Raw genomic sequence first — 17,978 nt, 5'->3', positions numbered from 1 at the left:
CATGCAGTTCATCGGCATCACCCACCACGGCGAACCCTGGGCAGCAGCCCTCGCCGGTACCCGCATCCTCCCGCTCGTTTCCGTCACCGGATTCTGGGCCGACGCCGAGGGCTGGCAGGACAAGGCCGCGGGCCTGGTTGCCGGCGCGGCGGAAAATGGCACGTCCGACGCCGGCGCCTGGCTGGAGCGCGGCAGCCTCACCGAGGTGCCGCTGGTCCCTGCGTCCGCCCGGGTTATCTGCGTCGGGCTGAACTACAAGGCGCACGTTGCCGAAGGCAGCTTCAAGGACCAGGAACTGCCGCCATACCCCACCCTTTTTGCCCGGTGGACGGCGTCCCTGTCCGTGGGCAATGTTCCAGTCCCGGTCCCGGCGGGGGAAGACGGGCTGGACTGGGAGGGCGAGGTGGCCTCTTACATCGGCCGCCGCGTCGAATCCGCGGACGAACCCGCCGCGGCGGACGCAGTCTTTGGCTACTCCACGTTCAACGACATCACCTCACGCAAGGCCCAGAAGCTCACCTCACAGTGGACCCTTGGCAAGAACGGCGACTTCAGCGGCCCGCTGGGGCCCCTGGTCAGCCGCGACGAAGTGGGCGACCTCCGCGATGGCCTCCAGGTCCGCACCCGCGTCAACGGCATCGAAGCCCAAAACGGCAACACCCGGGACATGATCTTCTCCGTCCCCGCCATCATTGCCCTCATCAGCCAGACGTTCACACTTCACCCCGGCGACGTCATCGCCACCGGAACCCCCGAAGGCGTGGGGTACGCCCGCAACCCGCGGTGGCTCCTGCAGCCCGGCGACACCGTGGAAGTGGAGATCGAGAAGCTCGGCACCCTGACCACGCCGGTTGGGGACCTCTCCCTTCGGAGCCGTGCCTGATGAATGCCTTCCAGCGCGCTGCGGACATTCCGGCGCAGGCCCAGGTCCTGATCGCCGGCGGCGGCCCCAGCGGGTTGTTCCTGGCATTGGACCTGGCCTCGCGGGGCATCGCCAGCACCGTCATCGAACCCCGCACCGCCGTGGACCACACCCGGCCGCGGGCCAAGACCACCAACGCCCGCACCATGACCCACCTGAGCCGGCTGGGGCTCGCGGACCTGCTCCGGGACGAGGCGCCGCTGCCGCTGGAGTACGGGCAGGACGTCATCTTCTGCACCGGGCTCACGGGCCCCTCCGCCCACGAGCTGCGCCGGTTCCGCAACGCCTTCCAGCTGGTCGCCGGCCGGTACGGCCCGCAGCCGGAGTGTGGCCAGCAGGTTCCGCAACCGGTCCTCGAGGACGTCCTGCGCTCCGCCGCAGCGGACAACCCCCTGGTTACGTTCGTGACCGGGTGGGCCGTAACTGACGTCAGCCCTGCCGGCGGCGACGCTGCCACCGGGCCGCACGCCGTCGTCGTCACGGATTCCTCCGGTGCCCGCCGCACCATCACCGCCCGGTTCCTCATCGGAGCCGACGGCGGGTCCTCCACCGTGCGCCGCAGCCTCGCGCTGCGGCTGGAGGGCGGCTCCGCGGCGCTGTCCAACGTCAGCATCCTATTCCGTTCGCAGTCCCTGGCATCCGCCATCGCACTGGATCCTGCCGTCCAGTACTGGGTGGTGGGATCGAAAACCTCCGGCATGGTGGGGCCCATGGACTTGGCCGGCACCTGGTGGGCGATCGTCCAAGGCGTGGATCCGGCCGTCAACGTCACCACGGAAGACGCCGCCGCGATGGTCCGCTCACTCGTGGGCTCGGAGGTGGACATTGATGTGGTGGCCACCGATCCGTGGACCGCCCGGATGCTGCTGGCCCCGGAGTACAGCCGCGGCACCATCTTCCTGGTGGGCGACGCCGCACATCTGAACCCGCCGTGGGGCGGCCACGGCTTCAACACCTGCATCGGCGACGCCGCCAACCTGGCCTGGAAGCTCGCCGCCGCCATCAACGGATGGGCCGGGCCGGAACTGCTGCCCAGCTACGGGGAAGAACGCCGGCCGGTGGCAGCCCGCACCATCCGCGACGCCGCGGAAAACGGCAAGGCACTGGCCTACCACTTCGCCGATCCGCACCTGGCGGCCGCAGGACCCCGGGGCGACGCCGCGCGGCAGGCTGCCAACGCGGCGCTGGCCGTGAAGCGGAGCGAGTTCGACTCCCTGGGCCTGGTGCTGGGGTACTCGTACGCGGACTCGTCGCTGGTGGTGCCGGACGGCCTGCCCGTACCGGCGGAGGATCCCGTCCACTACGTTCCCTCCGCCACCCCGGGCGCCCTGCTGCCACATGCCTGGCTGGCGGACGGCGCCTCCCTGTACAGCCATTTGGGGACCGGATTCACCCTGCTGGCCGACGCCGGCGCGCTGGGTGGGGTGCCGGCGTCGGAGGTTTTCCGGCCGGTGCTGGCGGCCGCGGCCCGGACGGGCGTCCCGGTGACCGTCGCCGTCGTCGGACCATCCGACGACGGCGCGCAGCTTTCCGCCGTATGGGGCGCCGGTATCCTGCTGGTCCGCCCGGACCAGCACGTGGCGTGGCGGGGGAATTCCGCCGCGGCCGCGGGCGCAGCCTTGTCCGCGGCGGCCGGTTGGTCGCCCACTTCACTTGAGACCACCAGGAGCATCCGTGCAGACGCCGTCCTTCCGTGACTACCTGTTCGCCCCAGACCACCCGCGCGTGGCAGGGATCCGCGGCCTTGATGCCCGCGAGTACGCGGCAGCGGCGAAGAGCGATTCGTTCGCCGGGCCCATGATCGAGGGGTGGCAGCAGCTTTACCCGCAGCCCTTCACCGGGATTACCAGCGACGGCGTCCGGCGGGAAAGCTTGTACCCGCTTGCCCCGGCACGGCAGGGCGAAGAGGTGCCCACCGCGGAGATGGTGGCTGCGGCCCGCAAGCTCCTGGATGCTGCCACTGCGGACCAGGCCCGGAAGCTGGGCTACGCCGTGGACGCCCCCGAATGGCAGAGCTGGGCCAACCCGGAGTTCATGCAGCACGACACGGGTCTCCGGCTCGATGAGCTCGAGCCCGCGGTGCGCGACGCCGTGCTTGGCGTGGTGGAAGCCAGCCTGAGCGCCGAAGGGTTTGCGCTGCTGCGCAACCTGATGCGCATCAACGGTTTCCTGGGTGACCTGGTGGAACTGCCACTGCTGATGAACGAGTTCAGCTATAACTTCGCCCTCTATGGCCACCCCTCGGAAACCGAACCGTGGGGGTGGCAGCTCTTTGGCCACCACGCGGCGCTGAACTGCCTGGTGGCGGGGACGCAGCTGGTGATCTCACCGGTATTCATGGGCGCCGAGCCGGACGTGATCGACGCCGGCCCGCACCGGGGCGTCAAGGTGTTCAAGGAGCGCATCGCCCTGGCCCGGACACTGATGGGTGCCCTGCCAGCGGAACTGCGGTCAGGCGCTGTTGTGTACGGGGCAATGGTGGACCCCGCTATGCCGGAAGGCCGCCTCCACCCCGGGGATGAACGGCATCTGGGCGGCTGCTTCCAGGACAACCGGGTGATCCCGTACGAGGGCGTCCAGGTTGCCGACATGCCCTCTGGGGCGCGTGACTTGCTGGACGCGGTGGTGGACGACTTCATCGCCTACCTTCCCGACGGCCCGCGCGCAGCCCGCCGGCGCGAAATCCGCGAGCACTACGGCGAGACGTACTTCAGCTGGATCGGCGGCTGGGAGGGGGAGGACGCGTTCTACTTCCGGCTGCAGAGTCCCGTGGTGGTGCTGGAACTGGACCACCATACCGGCGTGTTCCTCAGCAACGACCAGCCGGCCCCGTTCCACATGCACACCGTGGTCCGCACCCCCAACGGGAACGACTACGGCCGCGAACTGGTGAAGCAACACCACTCGATTGCTCCGTAACTGTCGTTTTGCATGCCGAAAACGACACCTACGGAGCAACGGATTGATTATTAGGCCTATTGTTTCCCGTATTTGCGGTGCACTGCCTGCTTGCTGACGCCCAGGCACAGGGCAATCGCTTCCCAGGACAACCCGGCCTGCCGGGCCCGCCGGACCAGGGACGCCTCGGTGCGTCCCACTTCCTTCTGCAGCTCGGCCACTGCGTACAGGGCCTCCGCGGGCCCTTTTCCATCCATTGATGCCACCAGTGCCTTCATCCGCTCCACCTCCATGCCGTCAACTTTAGTTGACACGCAAAGGCCCGTCAACATATGTTGACGGGCCGTTTTGTCCGGTGCGATTACAGGATGTCCAGGGCGGCGCGGCGCTGCGGCGGAGGCCCCACGACGGTCAGGTCCATCTCGGCCTGGGCGCGGCCGAAGCCTTCCATGTCCATGTACGGTTCGCCGCCCTCGGTGTACATGTAGTCCTCGGTGGGCTTGTTGAAGTACTCAAAGAACCCGTTGAAGACCGAGGGCGTCAGGAAGCCCACCATCTGGGTGTTGTGGGCATCGAGCGCGAACGAGTGGACGGTCCCGGCGGGGGCGTGCAGGAAGTCGCCCTTGGTCAGGAGCACCTCGCGGCCGTTGGCGTAGAGCCACATCCGGCCTTCGGTGCAGAGGAAGTTCTCCGTGTGCTGCGAGTGGAAATGCAGCGGAATGTAGGGGGATTTGGCGCCCTTGGTGTGCACGGCGAAGTAGTTGGAGCCGGTATTGGCGGGCCGGGACAGGTAGGTGAACATCGTCTGGTAGCTGGCCAGCCGCTCACCCTCGCCGGCACTGAGGAAGTAGGGGCTCTGTGTGGGCGGCAGGCCGGCGTCGTGCTTGAACGACGGCGCCACGCGCTCAACGTCGGGGAAGGTGATCCCGAACTCGGCGCCCACCTCGGCCTGCTGCTGCAGGCTGGCCTTGTGCCCGGGCCGGACCGGCGGGACGTGCGAATCGATGGGGGTGCCGACCCGCTCGTAGTAGGCTTCGCCGCCGCCGGGAGTCATCCAGTTCAGGAAGCGGGTGTAGTGGCTGGCCATCCTGTAGGCGTGCGGGGTGTTCGGCGGGATGACCACCGAGTCGCCCGGCGTGAGGATCCGGCTCTCGCCAGGCAGCCAGACGTGCAGGATCCCGTCGAACACGTACAGCGTCTTGTGCTCGATGCTGTGGCTGACGAAGGGGGACTCGGCCCCCATGCCGCCGGAAATATAGGCTGCGCTGAAGATCCCTCCCGTATCGGCGGCGCGGGCGATGACCGTCACCAGCTGGCCGTTGATTTCGTAGCGTGCGCCTTCACCGGACGCCATGTAATACGGGACTGCCTCACCGGGCAGCGCGTTGGCCACCGGGAGCTGCTTGTTCATTTCCTCAACGCTGAGGGACATGGTTTCCTTCTTTCCAGTCGGCCGGCCAGTGCCGGAGCGTGACCTACATCATGGCTGTCTCCCGCCCTGTCCACGAGCCTGGATTCCAATGGTTGAAATCCAAACCTGTCCTGCTATCCCTCACATTCCTTGCAGTACTTCTTGCCGTCCTTCTCCCGGGCCAGCTGGCTGCGGTGGTGGACCAGGAAGCAGGACATGCAGGTGAATTCATCCGCCTGCACCGGTACCACCTGGATGAGGAGTTCCTCGTTGGAAAGATCGGCGCCGGGCAGCTCAAAACTGTCCGCGAGGTCCGTCTCGTCCATGTCGGGACCGGCCTCCCGGCGGCCGGACTTATCGGACTTCAGCTCCTCCAAAGCGACGTTCGGCTCTTCCTCGGGAGTAACCCGCGGAGCGTCGTAGTCAACTGACATGTGGTGTTTTCTCCTGTCGAGCTGCAGTTGCCCAGATTGTTCTGGACAGATCGACAACGCAGGGGCGCGTCAACAAATTCCCTGCCCGGTACTCCGGCCCGTCCGTTGCCGTGCAGGAGGTGCTCACGCGAAATCCGTACCGGCCAGGCGGGCGCAGGCCTCCCACAGGCGCTGCCGGGCCTCCGGGTCTGAGCCCATGCCCGGGGTGGGAAGTTGCTTCCGCTTGGCCCACAACTTGCCGGTCACGGCTGCAGCCTCGGGCGAGGTCGCCAGCCACAACGGCGTGTCCGCAGCCCGATCCGCCGTCTTGCCCAGCGTGTTGGTGATCCAGCGGAACGGACCGCCCACGTCCTGCAGCAGCCCCGTGCTCCGCACCAGCCCCGGGTGCACGGCGTTGGCCACCACGCCCGTGCCGCGCAGCCGTTCGGCAAACTCCTGCGTCAGGAGGACCCGGGCCAGCATGGTGGGCGGTGTGGAACGGAGAAAACTATATTTACCCGTGGCGGTCTGCAGGTCATCGAACGGGAGCCGGACATTGCCGTATCTGGAGGCGATATTGACAATGCGTGACGGCATGGCGGCCGTGGCGCCCTTTTTGAGGGCGTCCAGCAGGAGCCCGGTCACCAGGAAATAGGACATCACGTTCGTGGCGAAGGTGAGCTCCAGCCCTTCGGCGGTTTCATGGCGCTCCTTGCGGAAGACACCGGCGGTGTTCACCAGTACGTCCACCCGGTCATGACGGGAAACCAGTTCCGCCATAGCCTCACGGATGGACGATTGCAGCGACAAGTCACATGCCAGGGGCTCCAGCTCCGCGGCCGGGACGCGGGTCCGTATATCCGCCATGGCCGCCAGGGCGCGGGCCTGGCTGCGGGCCACCACCACGACGGCGGCCCCTTCGCGGGCGAGGCCGGCAGCCACCGCCCGTCCAATGCCGCCGGCTGCCCCGGTCACCACCGCAATCCGCCCGTCCAACCGTGCCATCGCCATCGCCTCCACATCGCCAGCAGTTGCCGCCACTATCCCAACACTTATCAGGGCAGCTGGCCAGAGCCTCCCGGGCCGGAACCAGGGTACCTGGGTTGCTACGGTGCAGCGATGCCCCTGGTCAGCTTGCGGATCTCGTCGTGCTTCAGGCCGGTGGCTGCGGCCGTTGAAGCCCGCCGGCGTGCAGCAGCCAGCCGAAGCGGCCCTGTCGACAGGAAGACCTCTTAGTTGTTGGCTGTGTTGGTGCCGTCACTAAGAGGTCTTCACTTGTTCACAACGGAATCAACGCCGTGGGACGTACAGCGAGTCCGTGATCATCTCAAGGGAGAAATCCTGTCACCCTGTTTTTCGGGCTAACCAGCGAGGCCGCGGGCAGCTGAGCTTGGGGACACGGTCGCGGCCGTGAGGACGGACGTTTCCCGTTCGCTTTGCTGTACCTCGTCGAGTTCCTTGAGCGTGTACTTTTTGGTCTCCTTGGCGGTGAGGGCCGAGATTCCTGCCAGGACCATGAACCCGAGGGCGACCATTGACGGGCCGACCCAATCTTTCAGGTCCGGGCCAGCGAGTGCTGTCGAGAGAACGGGGCCGATGACGCCGGAGATGGCAAAGCCGATCTGGGTGCCAAGAGCGAGCCCGGAGACGCGCAGCCGGCCGGGGAACATCTCTGCGAAGAATGAGGGCCAGGATGCGTTCACCATTGAGTAGAAGAGGGAGTAGTTGATGATGCCGAACAGGAAGATCAGCGACCAGTTGCCGGTCGTGATTGACCACAGGTAGGGCACCATGGTGACGCCCACGCCGCCCGTTGCGATGAGGAACATCGTCTTGCGGCCGATCTTGTCCACAAGGAATCCTGCCAGGGGCGTGATTCCGAGCGCGATCACTGCCGAGACGGTAGTCGTCAGAAGCATGGTCGGCTTATCCAGCTTGTATCCGGCGGTCCCGAATGCTACCGAGAAGGTCTGCATCATGTAGCTCGTGCCCGCGATGAGCGCACAGAATACGATCCGCAGCACCGCGCGCCAGTGGAAGCGCAGAAGATGCCTGAGGGGGGCGACGTTCACCTTGGCGGCCTGGACCTTTACGAACTCGGGCGGCTCCTGGATGTGGCGGCGGATCAGGTAGGCAGCGACGACTACGAAGGCGGAGGCCCAGAACGGAAGCCGCCAACCCCAGCTCAGCAACTGCTCCGAGGGCATAGCGGCGACAGGGATGAAGACCAGCAGGGTGAGCAGCGTGCCTGAGGAGGAACCCAAGGTGGTGAAGCTCGCGAGGAAACCGCGACGGCCCTCGGAAGCGTGCTCCAGGCTCATGGTGATGGCACTGGGCTGCTCGCCGGAGAGGCACAGTCCTTGGATGACGCGGATCAGCACGAGCAGGACGGGAGCAAGGGGACCGATCTGGGCGTACGTGGGCAGGCAGCCGATCAGGAAGGTGCAGCCGCCGATGCCGAACAGTGTGATCATCATGACGAATTTGCGGCCACGTCGGTCACCCATCGGCCCAAGGATGAGGGAGCCGAGGGGGCGTACTGCATAGCCGACCGCGAAGGTGATCATGGCGAGCAGCACGCTGATGCCCTGGGGCAACTCGGGTGAAAAGAAGAGGACATTCAGAACCAACGCCGACGAGGTGCCGTACACCGCGAAGTCGTAGTACTCCAACGTCGTGCCGATCCAGGCCGCGACTGCGGCCCTAACCGGGGTCTTCCTGGGAACTGTGGTTTCTGTCATTTCGTCTCCGTGGGTGATGGGTGAACACCGGTTGCCGCTATACCTGGGCTCTCGGAAAGAGATCTTGAGTGGAATGTCCGGTTGGTCCTGCTGTGAGCTCTCTCGCAAATCGTGTTTACGGCTTTGCGGACCGGCCCCAGACATCAAGTTAACGTTTGCGGTATGGGTCACACAAAGTCGGCTTTTATGTACCTACATAGCGATTTGTTATGGCTTGGAGCCGAAGAACCGGAGACCTTGGACAACAGGAAGCACTCCATGGGAGAGCGGAAGGCCGCCGGCAGAGGACCAGTCGGGACGATTACTGCGGTTGGGCCACACGCAAGCCGACGCCCCTGGTCATTTTGCGGATTTCGTCCGACTTAAGGCCGCTTGCCCCGGCAAGTTGGTAGTCGTCAAGGAGCCGGGATTTCCTGGCCAGGGCCAGTACCTGCGTTCGTTGTTCTTCCGCGTCACTCCGAGCGCCTTCGGCTGCCGCCAGCTCCGAAGCCAATCCCGCAATAAGGTGAAGATGGCCGCTTCGGGTTTGGCTGGACGGGTACAGCTCGCCGCGTGCCAGCGTGGCAGACCGGATACTGGCTGCAGGCTGTCCGGCGGCCTTCGCGACGGCGGCAACCTTCACGCCATCGCACACGGCCTGGGCAAGGCAATCACCCAGCTCGGCGGTGAGGGCACGTACCCTGCTGGACCGAAGTGCGAGGGTCCTCCTCAGCTGGGCCAGCATGGCCAGGGCTTGTTGGGCCCGGGCCGTGGCGGGGTCCGGCTTCGGGACGCCGCGGTACCGGTACGCTGCTACGCCGGCCGCGCCCGTTCCGGTGCTGGCTGTACGAGGAGGTATCCGATCTTGAATTTTTCTGCCGGCCACCTCTGCTCCTTGTCTCCGTTGGTGTTTCCATGCCCGCACGGCTTCCCGCCGGCAGGCGTACCTCTCCTGCGGTTCGGCCCGTCGGCCTTGAAGGCGTAGCGGGGGCCGACGCTGTGCCTTCATTGGGCCCGTTATCCACCCTGCAGGTTACGCATCAGGCAAGCCGGTAGGGCAATACCGAAAGTGCGTGGAGCAATAGGCGAAAGTTCTAGGTGCTCCGTCATAAGGGCTGCTTATCTGTCCACGCACTTTAGGTCTTATCCAAGGGGGCGGCTCCTTCCCTAGGCTCGATTGAACCACCCTCATCCGTACCGGAAGCCTGGAAGACACCATGCCTGAATTCGTGCCCGCATCACGCGTAACTCGTATCAAATCCTCACCCAGCGTTGCCGCGGCGGCCCGTGTCCGGGAGCTCAAGGCCGAGGGCCGCCGGATCCTGGACCTGACGGTCGGCGAGCCGGATTTCGACACGCCTCAGCACATCAAGGACGCTGCCGTCGCAGCCATCGACCGTGGTGAAACCAAGTACACATCGGTCACCGGGACGCCCGAACTGCAAAAGGCCATCCTGCAGACGCTGCACCGCAAAACCGGGCAGCAGTACACCGCCGGCGAAATCACCATCGGGGGAGGCGGCAAGCAGGTCATCTTCACCGCGTTCATGGCCACCCTCGATCCGGGCGACGAGGTTGTCATTCCCGCACCGTACTGGGTCTCCTACCCGGACATGGTGCTCGCCAACGAAGGCACCCCCGTCATCGTTTCCTGTGGTGAGGACACCGGTTTCAAACTAACCCCTGAGGCACTGGCAGGCGCACTGACGGAGCACACCAAGTGGGTCATCCTCAACACGCCCTCCAACCCCACAGGAGCGGTGTACTCCCGCGAAGAACTGGCAGGCCTGGCCGCCGTCCTCAAGGACCACCCTGCCGTCTATGTCCTCACTGATGAGATCTACGACGAGATCCACTTCGGCGAGGAGCCCATCACCAGCCTGGTGGCAGTTGCCCCTGGGCTCAAGGACCGGGTGCTGGTCACCAACGGGGTCTCCAAGGCCTACGCGATGACCGGATGGCGGCTGGGTTACGCCGGCGGACCGGCGCCCCTGGTGGCCGCCATCAACAAACTGCAGTCCCAGATGTCCTCCTGCCCGTCCTCCATCAGCCAGGCCGCTGCCGCCGAGGCACTCACCGGAGACCAGGCATTCGTCCGCGAAAGCGTGGATGTGTACCGCGAACGGCGTGATGCGGCAGTCTCCGGGCTGAACGCCGTCAAGGGCCTGCAGTGCACGACGCCGGATGGCGCCTTTTACGCCTACGTCAACTGCGCCGGGGTCATCGGCAAGACAACGCCCGATGGCAGGCAGATCACCAACGACGAGGACTTCACGCTGTACCTGCTGGAAGCAGCATCTGTTGCCGTCATCCAAGGTTCGGCCTACGGGCTGAGCCCTTATTTCCGGATCTCCTACGCCACCGGGCTGCCGGTGATCGAGGAATCCATTGCCGCCATCGAAAAGGCCGTCACGGCGCTGGCCTGACCCATCCACTACTTTGCCCACGCTTTCTACAAAACAGGAGCACCCCATGATCCACGTCAAAACGAAATTCGACAGGCCCTCGGAAGACGCCATTCAGCGCCTTTCCAAGTTCTCCTCTGCCACAGTGCATGAAGCGCAGGGCCGCAAGGGCGCCTTGAGTTCGAAGATCAAGCCGATTGACCGCAGCATGACGTTCTGCGGACCCGCAGTCACCGTGGTCTGTGCACCGCGGGACAATCTGATGCTTCAGGTGGCCATCCACTACGCCCAGAAGGGCGACGTTGTCCTGGTGGCAGCCGGTGAGTACGAGGAAGCCGGGACATTCGGCGATGTGCTCGGCAACGCCATGAAGGCGAAAGGCCTGGCCGGCATGGTCACGGACTCCGGCGTCCGCGACACCAAGGACCTGATCGACCTCGGCCTGCCGGTGTTCTCCGGCAGCGTCTGCATCAAGGGGACCGTCAAGGAAACCATTGGCCCGGTCAACCATCCCCTGGTGTTCGGCGACGAGATTGTCTACCCGGGCGATGTCCTGCTGGGCGATGCCGACGGTGTGGTGGTGGTCCGCAAGGATGAGGTCGAGGAAGTCATCAAGCTGTCGCAGGCACGCGTGGACGCTGAAGACGACCTCATCCGCCGCTACAAGGAAGGCGGCACCACCATCGAGTTGTGCAAACTGACCGACGTGCTGAAGGCCAAAGGCCTGCTGGTGGAGGACGCCGAACTGGAGCCAGCGCTGTAGCTTCACACCCATCGACTGCTGAGTAACTGCCGTTTTGACCCCTCATAACGTCAATTACTCAGCAATCGATGGGGTTAAACCACAGAGGCCCGGCGTTCCTTCTGGAACTCCGGGCCTTCTCTTGGCCGCCGGCGGTGCGGTGGTTCAAGCCACCTCAGTTCATCCCGGGAAGAAGGTACGCAGGCGGCCCCACCTGGGAGTCGTCCAGGTACCACATGGTGGATCCCCGCTTGCCCGGCGGCATCATGCTGCCCTCGAAGACAAACACCGGATCCGAGGCAGCACCGTCTTCGGCCCGCCAGAAACCATTGGTGGGGCAATGCGAACCGGTGCTGGCCTTAAGGTGGATCCTTCGTTCCGGGGATTTCCGGTATTGCAGGCTGGTGATCTTTTTCATGCTGGGCTCCAAGGGAATCATTTGTGCCGGGTAAACGCCATTGGCGAACCTTTATGGCTTTTATCCTAGGACGCAGCCAATTCCATGGATAAGACTAATGGAGCGTGACCTGATAAGGGCCGCTTATGATGCATCCGCGGCAGCGGAGGGGGTTTCGCTGGAAAGCGGCTGGTATTTGCTGCGCAGCATTTCCTGGAGCATTTCCTTCAGTACCAGCAGTACGGCGGAACCGGCCTCTGAGAGCGGTTCGTGGTCCGGAGTGCACAGCGCGATCTTGCACTGCAGTGCAGGCCCGGTGATCCGCAGGACCCGGAAGTCCTCCTCATGGAACAGGGCATCCGCGGCCGACTTGGGCAGGATGGTCGCACCCAGGTCGCTGCGCAGCAGCCTGGTCAGGGACGGCACCGATTCCACTTCCCCCACCAGATGCAGCGTGAGGCCCTTGCTGTCGAAGCCCGCCTCCACCACCTGGCGCAGGGTGTGGATCCGTTCGGGCAGGAACAGGCCCAGGGTGGCCGCCGCTTCCAGGGCGATGGTGCCGGCCCCGGGGTCCACCGGAAGCTCCCGTGCGGCGTTGACCACCAGGTACAGGTCCTCGACGATGAGGGTGGTGAATTGCACACCCCGAATGGGCCCTGGTTCATAGATGAGTGCCATGTCCAGTCGCCCGTTCTTGATGGCCTCGCTGAGCACGCCGCCGTAAATCTCGGTCAGGTGCAGCACGATGTCGGGGTAGCGCCGCCCTACTTCGCGAATAATCCGCGGAGTGAGGCTTGAGGCCATGCTGTAGGGAGCGATTGCTATGGAGACGCGCCCGGAAGGTGCCGCTCCTGAAGCTGCCACATCGATCCTTGCCTGCTCCACTTGGCGCAGGATGGTCTGCGCGTGCCGGTACAGGGTATGGCCAGCCGCCGTGGGCTCCACGCCCTGCTTGCTCCGGATCAGGAGCCGCTGCTTCAGCTCCGTTTCCAGGGCCGACACCTGCTGGCTCAGCGCCGGCTGGGCGACGTGGAGGGCGGCGGCCGCCTTCGTGATGCTTCCTGAGTCGACGATCTTCACGAAGTACGCCAGCTTCCGGGTGTCCATAGCGCTCCTCTTTTCCAGCGGGGGACGGCACAGCATGCGGGGTCATACGTTGGTGCTATGGCGGGACAGGCAATACGTCTTTGTGTGATCCGAGTCCCGGGCATAGGTTAATTGCAGATGACTTTCCAATGACCAGAGCATTCTATCCCCACCCAAGCCATCGCCGGTTTTGATGGCGGCATATGTTTTGTGCATAAATAGGGAAACAATTTGTGGAAAGGCCAGTCTTGTCGTCACGAAACAATGGCCGCCTACATTTTTTGGATCGCCAATAGCGCCTCTTAAGGTCATAACTGTTCCCTATAGCGTGATACCGCATTCGTCTTTGTGTGGCTCATATACCGGTGCCACACTTATTTACGCCCGCAGCACCAGCAGAGGAAGGCCCGCAATGCCCACAGTTGATCTCGTAGCGGATCTTGGTGAAGGTTTTGGCGCTTACTCGATCGGCGACGACAACGCCCTCCTGGAAATCGTGTCCAGCGCCAACATCGCCTGCGGCTTCCACGCAGGGGACCCTGACATCATGGACGCCACCGTGGCTGAATGTGCCAGGACGGGAGTCGGCATCGGCGCCCATCCGAGCTTCCCGGATCTTCGCGGCTTCGGCCGCCGCGCCATGGACCTCACCGCTGACGAAGTCCGCAACGACGTCATCTACCAGCTGGGAGCCCTGTCGGCGTTTGCCGCCTACCACGGCGGTACCGTCTCCCACTTGGCTCCCCACGGCCGCCTGGGCAACCTGGTGGCCACCCGCGCGGACTACGCCGGAGCCGTATCGGATGCCGCCGCCCGGGTGGACCCGAAGCTAATCATCCTGGCGCAGGACGGTGAACTCGCCACTGCGGCGGCGGAGCGCGGCCTGCGCGTGGCCATCGTTGGCATCGCGGACCGCGCCTACCAGGATGACGGCACACTGGTGCCGCGCAGCCGGCCCGGCGCCGTGATCCACGACCCCTCCGTCATTGTCCAGCGCACTGTGCGGATGGTGACCGAAGGACTCATCGAAACAGTCTCCGGCAGCGACATCGCCATCCATGCCGACACGGTGCTGCTCCACGGCGACAACCCGGGCGCCGTCGAACTTGCCCGCCTGATTCGCAGCGAACTGATTGCCGCAGGCGTCACCATCGCCCCGTTGGCACAGGTGCTCGCCGCAAAGCAAAAGGTTTCCTGACCATGGCCGCCCCAACGACAACCAGCCAGACAACGCTGGACATCTACGAGTCAGGCGACGCCGCCCTGCGCGTGGTGGCACAGTCCGGTGACGCAGAATCCAACTGGGCAACGGTCCACTCCCTGGCCGGCTGGCTGACGACCGCCGGCGTCGAAGGCATCCATGGCGCCGTTCCCACTTACGATTCCGTACTGGTCGAATTCGATCCCTACCTCACCTCCGCCCGCCAGGTCAGGGCGTTCGTCCTCCTTGGGATGCGCCAGCTGGACTTTGTTGGCACCAACCTGCGCGAGCCGCGCCGCTTCGAGGTACCTGTCGTGTACGGCGGCAGCTACGGGCCGGACCTGGAAAGCGTGGCAGAGCACCAGGGCCTGGATGTCCAGGACGTGATCGCCCGGCACACGGCCAAGACCTACGTCATCCGCTGCCTCGGAGCGCCGGCAGGCTCGCCCATGATGGACGGACCGGACTTCCCGGTCCCCGTCCCCAGGCTTAAAGACCCGCGGCTGTCCGTACCCGCCGGTGCAGTATCCGTGGCCGGACGCCAAGCCGTGATCGCGCCCGCAGTCGCACCAGGAGGCTGGTGCGTCATCGGCCAGACCCCCCTGACAATCCTGGACGCAGCACGCGAACCCCTGGTGCCCTACGTCCCCGGCGATGAACTGCGCTTCTACCGCATTCCCGCGGAGGACTTCGGAAACCACGAGGGGCAGTTCCTTGAGGCGCGGCCATGACCGGGTCACTTGTCGTCCTTCAGCCCGGACACTCCGTAGTCACCGACCTTGGCCGGACGAAGGGCCCTGCATTCGGACTTCCCGTCAACGGGGCCCTGGACCAGTTTTCGGCCAAGGCCGCGAACATCCTGGCCGGCAACGGGGACAACGATCCGCTGCTGGAACTCACCGCCCTGGACTTCAGGATGCGGGCCACCACGGACCTGCTGATCGCCGTGACCGGCGCGCCGCTGGACCTCTCGGTGGGCGGCCGCGACTGCCCCCAGTGGGAGCCCGTCTCCGTCCGGGCCGGCGAAACAGTGACTGTCCGCGGAATCCGCACCGGTCTCCGGGCCTACATCGCTGTCCGCGGATCTTTCACTGTCCCCACGCTGCTGGGCAGTTGCGCACCGGACACAGTGGTGGGCTTCGGACTGAAACTTGTTGAGGGCACCCGGCTTGCAACGCAAAAGACCACCGCACCGATCACCCAGCCATACTTCGGCCTGCCGCTGTTCCGGCTGGGGCTGGCAAAGCCGGAATTCACCACCCATCCGGTCATCGACGTCACCGACGGGCCGGACGTAGCCGAATTCGGCGACACCGGAGACCTGCTTTTCACCACGCAGTACACCGTGAGCCCCCGAAGCAACCACATCGGACTCCGGCTCGGCGGCGCACTGCCTGAACGCCAGCTCACCTCCGAGGTCCTCTCCCGCGGTGTCCCGGTGGGGGCTATCGAGGTTCCGTCCCGGGACGAACTGCTGGTCCTGCACCGGGGACGCGGCGTAACGGCGGGCTATCCGGTCCTGGGAGTCGTCACGAGCCGCTCCCTGGATGTCCTGGCACAGTCCAGGCCTGGACATACCGTCACCTTCAGAAAGACAACCGTGGCCGAAGCAACAGCCATGTACCGCTCGGCCTGCCTGGAACTGGACAGACTCCGGAACACCATCAACACAGTCTTCGGACTCCTCGGGGTCGGCGCCGGCCAGCGCTGGTACGAACTCAGCCCAGCGTCAGGAGCCTGAACATCATGAATGCCCGTCCCACCGCCCAGGACCGCACCCACAAACCGCTGCGCGATCCCTAACCTCCCTGCCAACCGGGGGCCACTACGTCCAGCCCATTGCCGGACGCAAGAGCCTCACTTCCCACTTTTGGAGTACCTGTGCCTTTTTCCGACTACACCACAGCCCTCGTCACCGGAGCGTCCACCGGCATGGGCGCCGCTATCGCCGAACGGCTCGCCAAGCGCGGACTGACCGTGCACGCGGTGGCCCGCAACGAGGAACGCCTTGCCGAACTGGCCGACCGCACGGGAGCAGTCCCGCATGTGGTGGACCTGACCGACACCGCCGCCCTGGCCGGCGTCGTCCGTGACCTGAAGGTGGACGTCCTGGTGAACTGCGCCGGCGTCTCCCGGCCCGGCAACATCCTGGATTCCTCCGAGCAGGACATCGACGAACTCATCGACGTGAACCTGCGCGGCCTGCTGCAGCTGACCCGGCTGGTGCTGCCCGGCATGGTGGAGCGGGACCTGGGCCACGTGGTCAATATCAGCTCGATCGCCGGGCTCTATAACTTCTACGGCCACACCGCCTACCATGCCACCAAGGCCGCCGTGCACCAGATCTCCCGGCAGCTGAGGAACGACACCGTGGGCAAGCGCATCCGCGTCACGGAAATCTGCCCGGGGCGGGTGGAAACAGAGATCTTCGGCCGCAACATGGGTGGAAGCCCCGAAGCCATGGAAGAAGCCTGGCAGACCTACTACGAGGGCTACGAGTCCCTCACCACGGATGACATCGTCAATGCCCTGGACTACGCCATCGAGACCCCGCGGCATGTGAATGTTGGCATGCTGGAACTCATGCCCACCTTCCAGGTCCCGGGCGGCCTGACTTTCGACCGCCGCGAAGCATAACGATCCGCCCGCAGCACCTTCCCACCATCAACCGATAGGCCCTACCGATGCAGTTAGTACAGACCGTCAGTTTCCCCGAACCCCAGCTACTCGCCGACCTTTCGCCGCTTCCCGAAGGACTCCGCGGCGTCGTGTGGGACATGCAGGGGGCACCGGACGAGACCCACGGAAGCATCGACGGCGTCATCCTTCCGTACATCGACGCCGGGGCAGTGCTGGGTTCCCTGGGTAAGGTCCCGGACCTTAAGTTCGTGCAGACCCAGTCAACAGGGTTCGACGGCGTCCGCGAGGCTGCGGGGCCGGGCGCCGCAGTGGCAAACGCCTCAGGTGTCCACGCGGCTGCCACCGCAGAGCTGGCCGTGGGCCTCATCCTGGCCAAGCTGCGGGGCATCGACCAGGCCGTCAAGGACCAGCAGACCGAAAGCTGGAAGCCGCAGCGCCGACAGTCCCTGGCCGACCGGAAGATCCTGTTGCTGGGCATCGGCGGGATCGGCAAGGAACTGGCCCGCCGGCTGGAGCCGTTCGAAGTCACGGTGACCCGGGTGGGAAGCTCAGCCCGGACGGATGCAGACGGGCACGTCCACGGCCCGGACGAACTGCTTGAGCTTGCCGCCGGCCACGACATCCTGGTCTCCGTCCTGCCGCTGAACGACAAGACCCACCACCTGGTGGGCCGGGACGTCCTGGCCGCGCTGCCCGACGGCGCCTTGGTGGTCAACGTGGGCCGTGGCGCCGTGGTGGACACCGACGCCCTGACCCGGGAAGTGGTGTCCGGCCGACTGCAGTGCGCCATCGACGTCGTTGATCCCGAACCGCTGCCCGCAGGCCACCCGTTGTGGTCGGCGGAGAACGCCCTCATCACACCGCATGTGGGCGGCAACGCGTCAGCCTTCGAACCACGAATCCTGAAGCTCCTGAAGCGCCAGCTCGAGGCCCTCGCAGCCGGTGAAACCCCGGCCAACCTGGTCCAGCAGGGGCCGTTCGCATGAGCGCGCTCTTTGATTTGTCGGGCCGGGTTGCGTTGGTGACGGGTTCGAGTCGGGGGATTGGCAGCGCGTTGGCCCGGGCGCTGGCCGATGCCGGCGCAACAGTGGTGTTGAACGGTGTGAACGGGGAGCGGCTCAAGGATGCCGCGGCCGCGATGGC

The 17,978-nt window shown here is 65.3% G+C and carries 19 protein-coding genes; 11 read left to right on the top strand and 8 right to left on the bottom strand.

Annotated features, from left to right (window positions below):
• Nucleotide 1 precedes the first annotated feature (1 nt).
• From AB4Y79_RS08760 to AB4Y79_RS08750, 3 genes are read left to right on the top strand one after another with little or no spacing between them, the layout of a single operon-like run.
• A complete protein-coding gene (locus AB4Y79_RS08760; protein ID WP_441860482.1) occupies nucleotides 2–883 on the top strand; it encodes a fumarylacetoacetate hydrolase family protein in 882 nt (293 codons plus the stop codon).
• Entirely contained in the window at nucleotides 883–2,619 is a 1,737-nt protein-coding gene (locus AB4Y79_RS08755) for an FAD-dependent monooxygenase (RefSeq protein ID WP_441860481.1), read from the top strand. Before AB4Y79_RS08760 ends, AB4Y79_RS08755 begins: the two co-directional genes overlap by 1 nt.
• On the top strand, nucleotides 2,597–3,841 hold the full coding sequence (locus AB4Y79_RS08750; protein ID WP_441860479.1) for a DUF3500 domain-containing protein: 1,245 nt from the start codon (nucleotides 2,597–2,599) through the stop codon (nucleotides 3,839–3,841). Before AB4Y79_RS08755 ends, AB4Y79_RS08750 begins: the two co-directional genes overlap by 23 nt.
• A 56-nt stretch (nucleotides 3,842–3,897) precedes the next feature.
• Here the strand turns inward: AB4Y79_RS08750 and AB4Y79_RS08745 are convergent, their stop codons facing one another.
• The 6 genes from AB4Y79_RS08745 to AB4Y79_RS08720 form a co-directional block, all read right to left on the bottom strand.
• Nucleotides 3,898–4,113 carry an AsnC family protein gene (locus AB4Y79_RS08745; RefSeq protein ID WP_441860778.1) on the bottom strand — a complete coding sequence of 72 codons (216 nt, stop codon included), beginning with the start codon at nucleotides 4,111–4,113 and terminating at the stop codon, nucleotides 3,898–3,900.
• A 68-nt stretch (nucleotides 4,114–4,181) separates the two neighbouring features.
• Complete coding sequence (locus tag AB4Y79_RS08740; RefSeq protein ID WP_441860477.1) at nucleotides 4,182–5,252, bottom strand: quercetin 2,3-dioxygenase; 1,071 nt, start codon at nucleotides 5,250–5,252, stop codon at nucleotides 4,182–4,184.
• Between the two features lie 113 nt (nucleotides 5,253–5,365).
• Complete coding sequence (locus AB4Y79_RS08735; RefSeq protein WP_308928900.1) at nucleotides 5,366–5,665, bottom strand: DUF4193 domain-containing protein; 300 nt, start codon at nucleotides 5,663–5,665, stop codon at nucleotides 5,366–5,368.
• 123 nt (nucleotides 5,666–5,788) lie between these two features.
• On the bottom strand, nucleotides 5,789–6,685 hold the full coding sequence (locus AB4Y79_RS08730) for an SDR family NAD(P)-dependent oxidoreductase (protein ID WP_441860475.1): 897 nt from the start codon (nucleotides 6,683–6,685) through the stop codon (nucleotides 5,789–5,791).
• A gap of 320 nt (nucleotides 6,686–7,005) precedes the next feature.
• Nucleotides 7,006–8,385, bottom strand: coding sequence for an MFS transporter (locus AB4Y79_RS08725; protein WP_441860474.1), 1,380 nt, complete (start codon nucleotides 8,383–8,385; stop codon nucleotides 7,006–7,008).
• A gap of 301 nt (nucleotides 8,386–8,686) precedes the next feature.
• Nucleotides 8,687–9,250 (bottom strand): hypothetical protein, encoded by a 564-nt coding sequence (locus tag AB4Y79_RS08720; protein WP_441860472.1) that lies wholly within the window; start codon nucleotides 9,248–9,250, stop codon nucleotides 8,687–8,689.
• 331 nt (nucleotides 9,251–9,581) lie between these two features.
• Between AB4Y79_RS08720 and AB4Y79_RS08715 the strand changes: the two genes are divergently transcribed.
• Nucleotides 9,582–10,790: an aspartate transaminase gene (locus tag AB4Y79_RS08715; RefSeq protein ID WP_441860471.1), complete on the top strand. Its 1,209-nt coding sequence runs from the start codon at nucleotides 9,582–9,584 to the stop codon at nucleotides 10,788–10,790.
• A 46-nt stretch (nucleotides 10,791–10,836) separates the two neighbouring features.
• A complete protein-coding gene (locus tag AB4Y79_RS08710) occupies nucleotides 10,837–11,532 on the top strand; it encodes a 4-carboxy-4-hydroxy-2-oxoadipate aldolase/oxaloacetate decarboxylase (RefSeq protein WP_441860470.1) in 696 nt (231 codons plus the stop codon).
• A gap of 154 nt (nucleotides 11,533–11,686) precedes the next feature.
• Here the strand turns inward: AB4Y79_RS08710 and AB4Y79_RS08705 are convergent, their stop codons facing one another.
• Entirely contained in the window at nucleotides 11,687–11,929 is a 243-nt protein-coding gene (locus AB4Y79_RS08705) for a hypothetical protein (RefSeq protein ID WP_441860469.1), read from the bottom strand.
• Between the two features lie 123 nt (nucleotides 11,930–12,052).
• Nucleotides 12,053–13,015 carry a nitrogen assimilation transcriptional regulator NAC gene (gene nac, locus AB4Y79_RS08700; RefSeq protein WP_441860468.1) on the bottom strand — a complete coding sequence of 321 codons (963 nt, stop codon included), beginning with the start codon at nucleotides 13,013–13,015 and terminating at the stop codon, nucleotides 12,053–12,055.
• Nucleotides 13,016–13,406: 391 nt separating this feature from the next.
• Between nac and AB4Y79_RS08695 the strand changes: the two genes are divergently transcribed.
• From AB4Y79_RS08695 to AB4Y79_RS08670, 6 genes are all read left to right on the top strand, one after another.
• Nucleotides 13,407–14,192, top strand: a complete 786-nt coding sequence (locus tag AB4Y79_RS08695) for a LamB/YcsF family protein (protein WP_441860467.1) — start codon at nucleotides 13,407–13,409, stop codon at nucleotides 14,190–14,192.
• A 2-nt stretch (nucleotides 14,193–14,194) separates the two neighbouring features.
• Nucleotides 14,195–14,926, top strand: coding sequence for a 5-oxoprolinase subunit B family protein (locus tag AB4Y79_RS08690; RefSeq protein ID WP_441860466.1), 732 nt, complete (start codon nucleotides 14,195–14,197; stop codon nucleotides 14,924–14,926).
• The gene (locus AB4Y79_RS08685; protein ID WP_441860465.1) at nucleotides 14,923–15,936 is read left to right on the top strand and encodes a biotin-dependent carboxyltransferase family protein; all 1,014 of its coding nucleotides are present in this window, start codon (nucleotides 14,923–14,925) and stop codon (nucleotides 15,934–15,936) included. The genes AB4Y79_RS08690 and AB4Y79_RS08685 overlap by 4 nt, the downstream gene beginning before the upstream one ends.
• A gap of 140 nt (nucleotides 15,937–16,076) precedes the next feature.
• Nucleotides 16,077–16,832: an SDR family oxidoreductase gene (locus AB4Y79_RS08680; protein ID WP_441860463.1), complete on the top strand. Its 756-nt coding sequence runs from the start codon at nucleotides 16,077–16,079 to the stop codon at nucleotides 16,830–16,832.
• Nucleotides 16,833–16,879: 47 nt separating this feature from the next.
• Nucleotides 16,880–17,821: a 2-hydroxyacid dehydrogenase gene (locus AB4Y79_RS08675; RefSeq protein WP_441860461.1), complete on the top strand. Its 942-nt coding sequence runs from the start codon at nucleotides 16,880–16,882 to the stop codon at nucleotides 17,819–17,821.
• Nucleotides 17,818–17,978: SDR family NAD(P)-dependent oxidoreductase (locus AB4Y79_RS08670; RefSeq protein WP_441860775.1), on the top strand; the 161-nt coding region annotated here is incomplete at its 3' end. The genes AB4Y79_RS08675 and AB4Y79_RS08670, both read left to right, overlap by 4 nt.

Origin of the sequence: Pseudarthrobacter sp. YAF2, from assembly GCF_052113345.1 — a bacterium.
Taxonomy (GTDB): Bacteria; Actinomycetota; Actinomycetes; order Actinomycetales; family Micrococcaceae; genus Arthrobacter.
Note: the sequence above shows the minus strand (reverse complement) of the source record. Positions and strands in the feature narration are given on the sequence as shown.

Coding starts and splice junctions, on each gene's coding strand:
- AB4Y79_RS08760 (WP_441860482.1), top strand. CDS start 2: ATGCAGTTCATCGGCATCACCCACCACGGCGAACCCTGGGCAGCAGCC.
- AB4Y79_RS08755 (WP_441860481.1), top strand. CDS start 883: ATGAATGCCTTCCAGCGCGCTGCGGACATTCCGGCGCAGGCCCAGGTC.
- AB4Y79_RS08745 (WP_441860778.1), bottom strand. CDS start 4,113: ATGGAGGTGGAGCGGATGAAGGCACTGGTGGCATCAATGGATGGAAAA.
- AB4Y79_RS08740 (WP_441860477.1), bottom strand. CDS start 5,252: ATGTCCCTCAGCGTTGAGGAAATGAACAAGCAGCTCCCGGTGGCCAAC.
- AB4Y79_RS08735 (WP_308928900.1), bottom strand. CDS start 5,665: ATGTCAGTTGACTACGACGCTCCGCGGGTTACTCCCGAGGAAGAGCCG.
- AB4Y79_RS08725 (WP_441860474.1), bottom strand. CDS start 8,385: ATGACAGAAACCACAGTTCCCAGGAAGACCCCGGTTAGGGCCGCAGTC.
- AB4Y79_RS08715 (WP_441860471.1), top strand. CDS start 9,582: ATGCCTGAATTCGTGCCCGCATCACGCGTAACTCGTATCAAATCCTCA.
- AB4Y79_RS08710 (WP_441860470.1), top strand. CDS start 10,837: ATGATCCACGTCAAAACGAAATTCGACAGGCCCTCGGAAGACGCCATT.
- AB4Y79_RS08705 (WP_441860469.1), bottom strand. CDS start 11,929: ATGAAAAAGATCACCAGCCTGCAATACCGGAAATCCCCGGAACGAAGG.
- nac (WP_441860468.1), bottom strand. CDS start 13,015: ATGGACACCCGGAAGCTGGCGTACTTCGTGAAGATCGTCGACTCAGGA.
- AB4Y79_RS08695 (WP_441860467.1), top strand. CDS start 13,407: ATGCCCACAGTTGATCTCGTAGCGGATCTTGGTGAAGGTTTTGGCGCT.
- AB4Y79_RS08690 (WP_441860466.1), top strand. CDS start 14,195: ATGGCCGCCCCAACGACAACCAGCCAGACAACGCTGGACATCTACGAG.
- AB4Y79_RS08685 (WP_441860465.1), top strand. CDS start 14,923: ATGACCGGGTCACTTGTCGTCCTTCAGCCCGGACACTCCGTAGTCACC.
- AB4Y79_RS08675 (WP_441860461.1), top strand. CDS start 16,880: ATGCAGTTAGTACAGACCGTCAGTTTCCCCGAACCCCAGCTACTCGCC.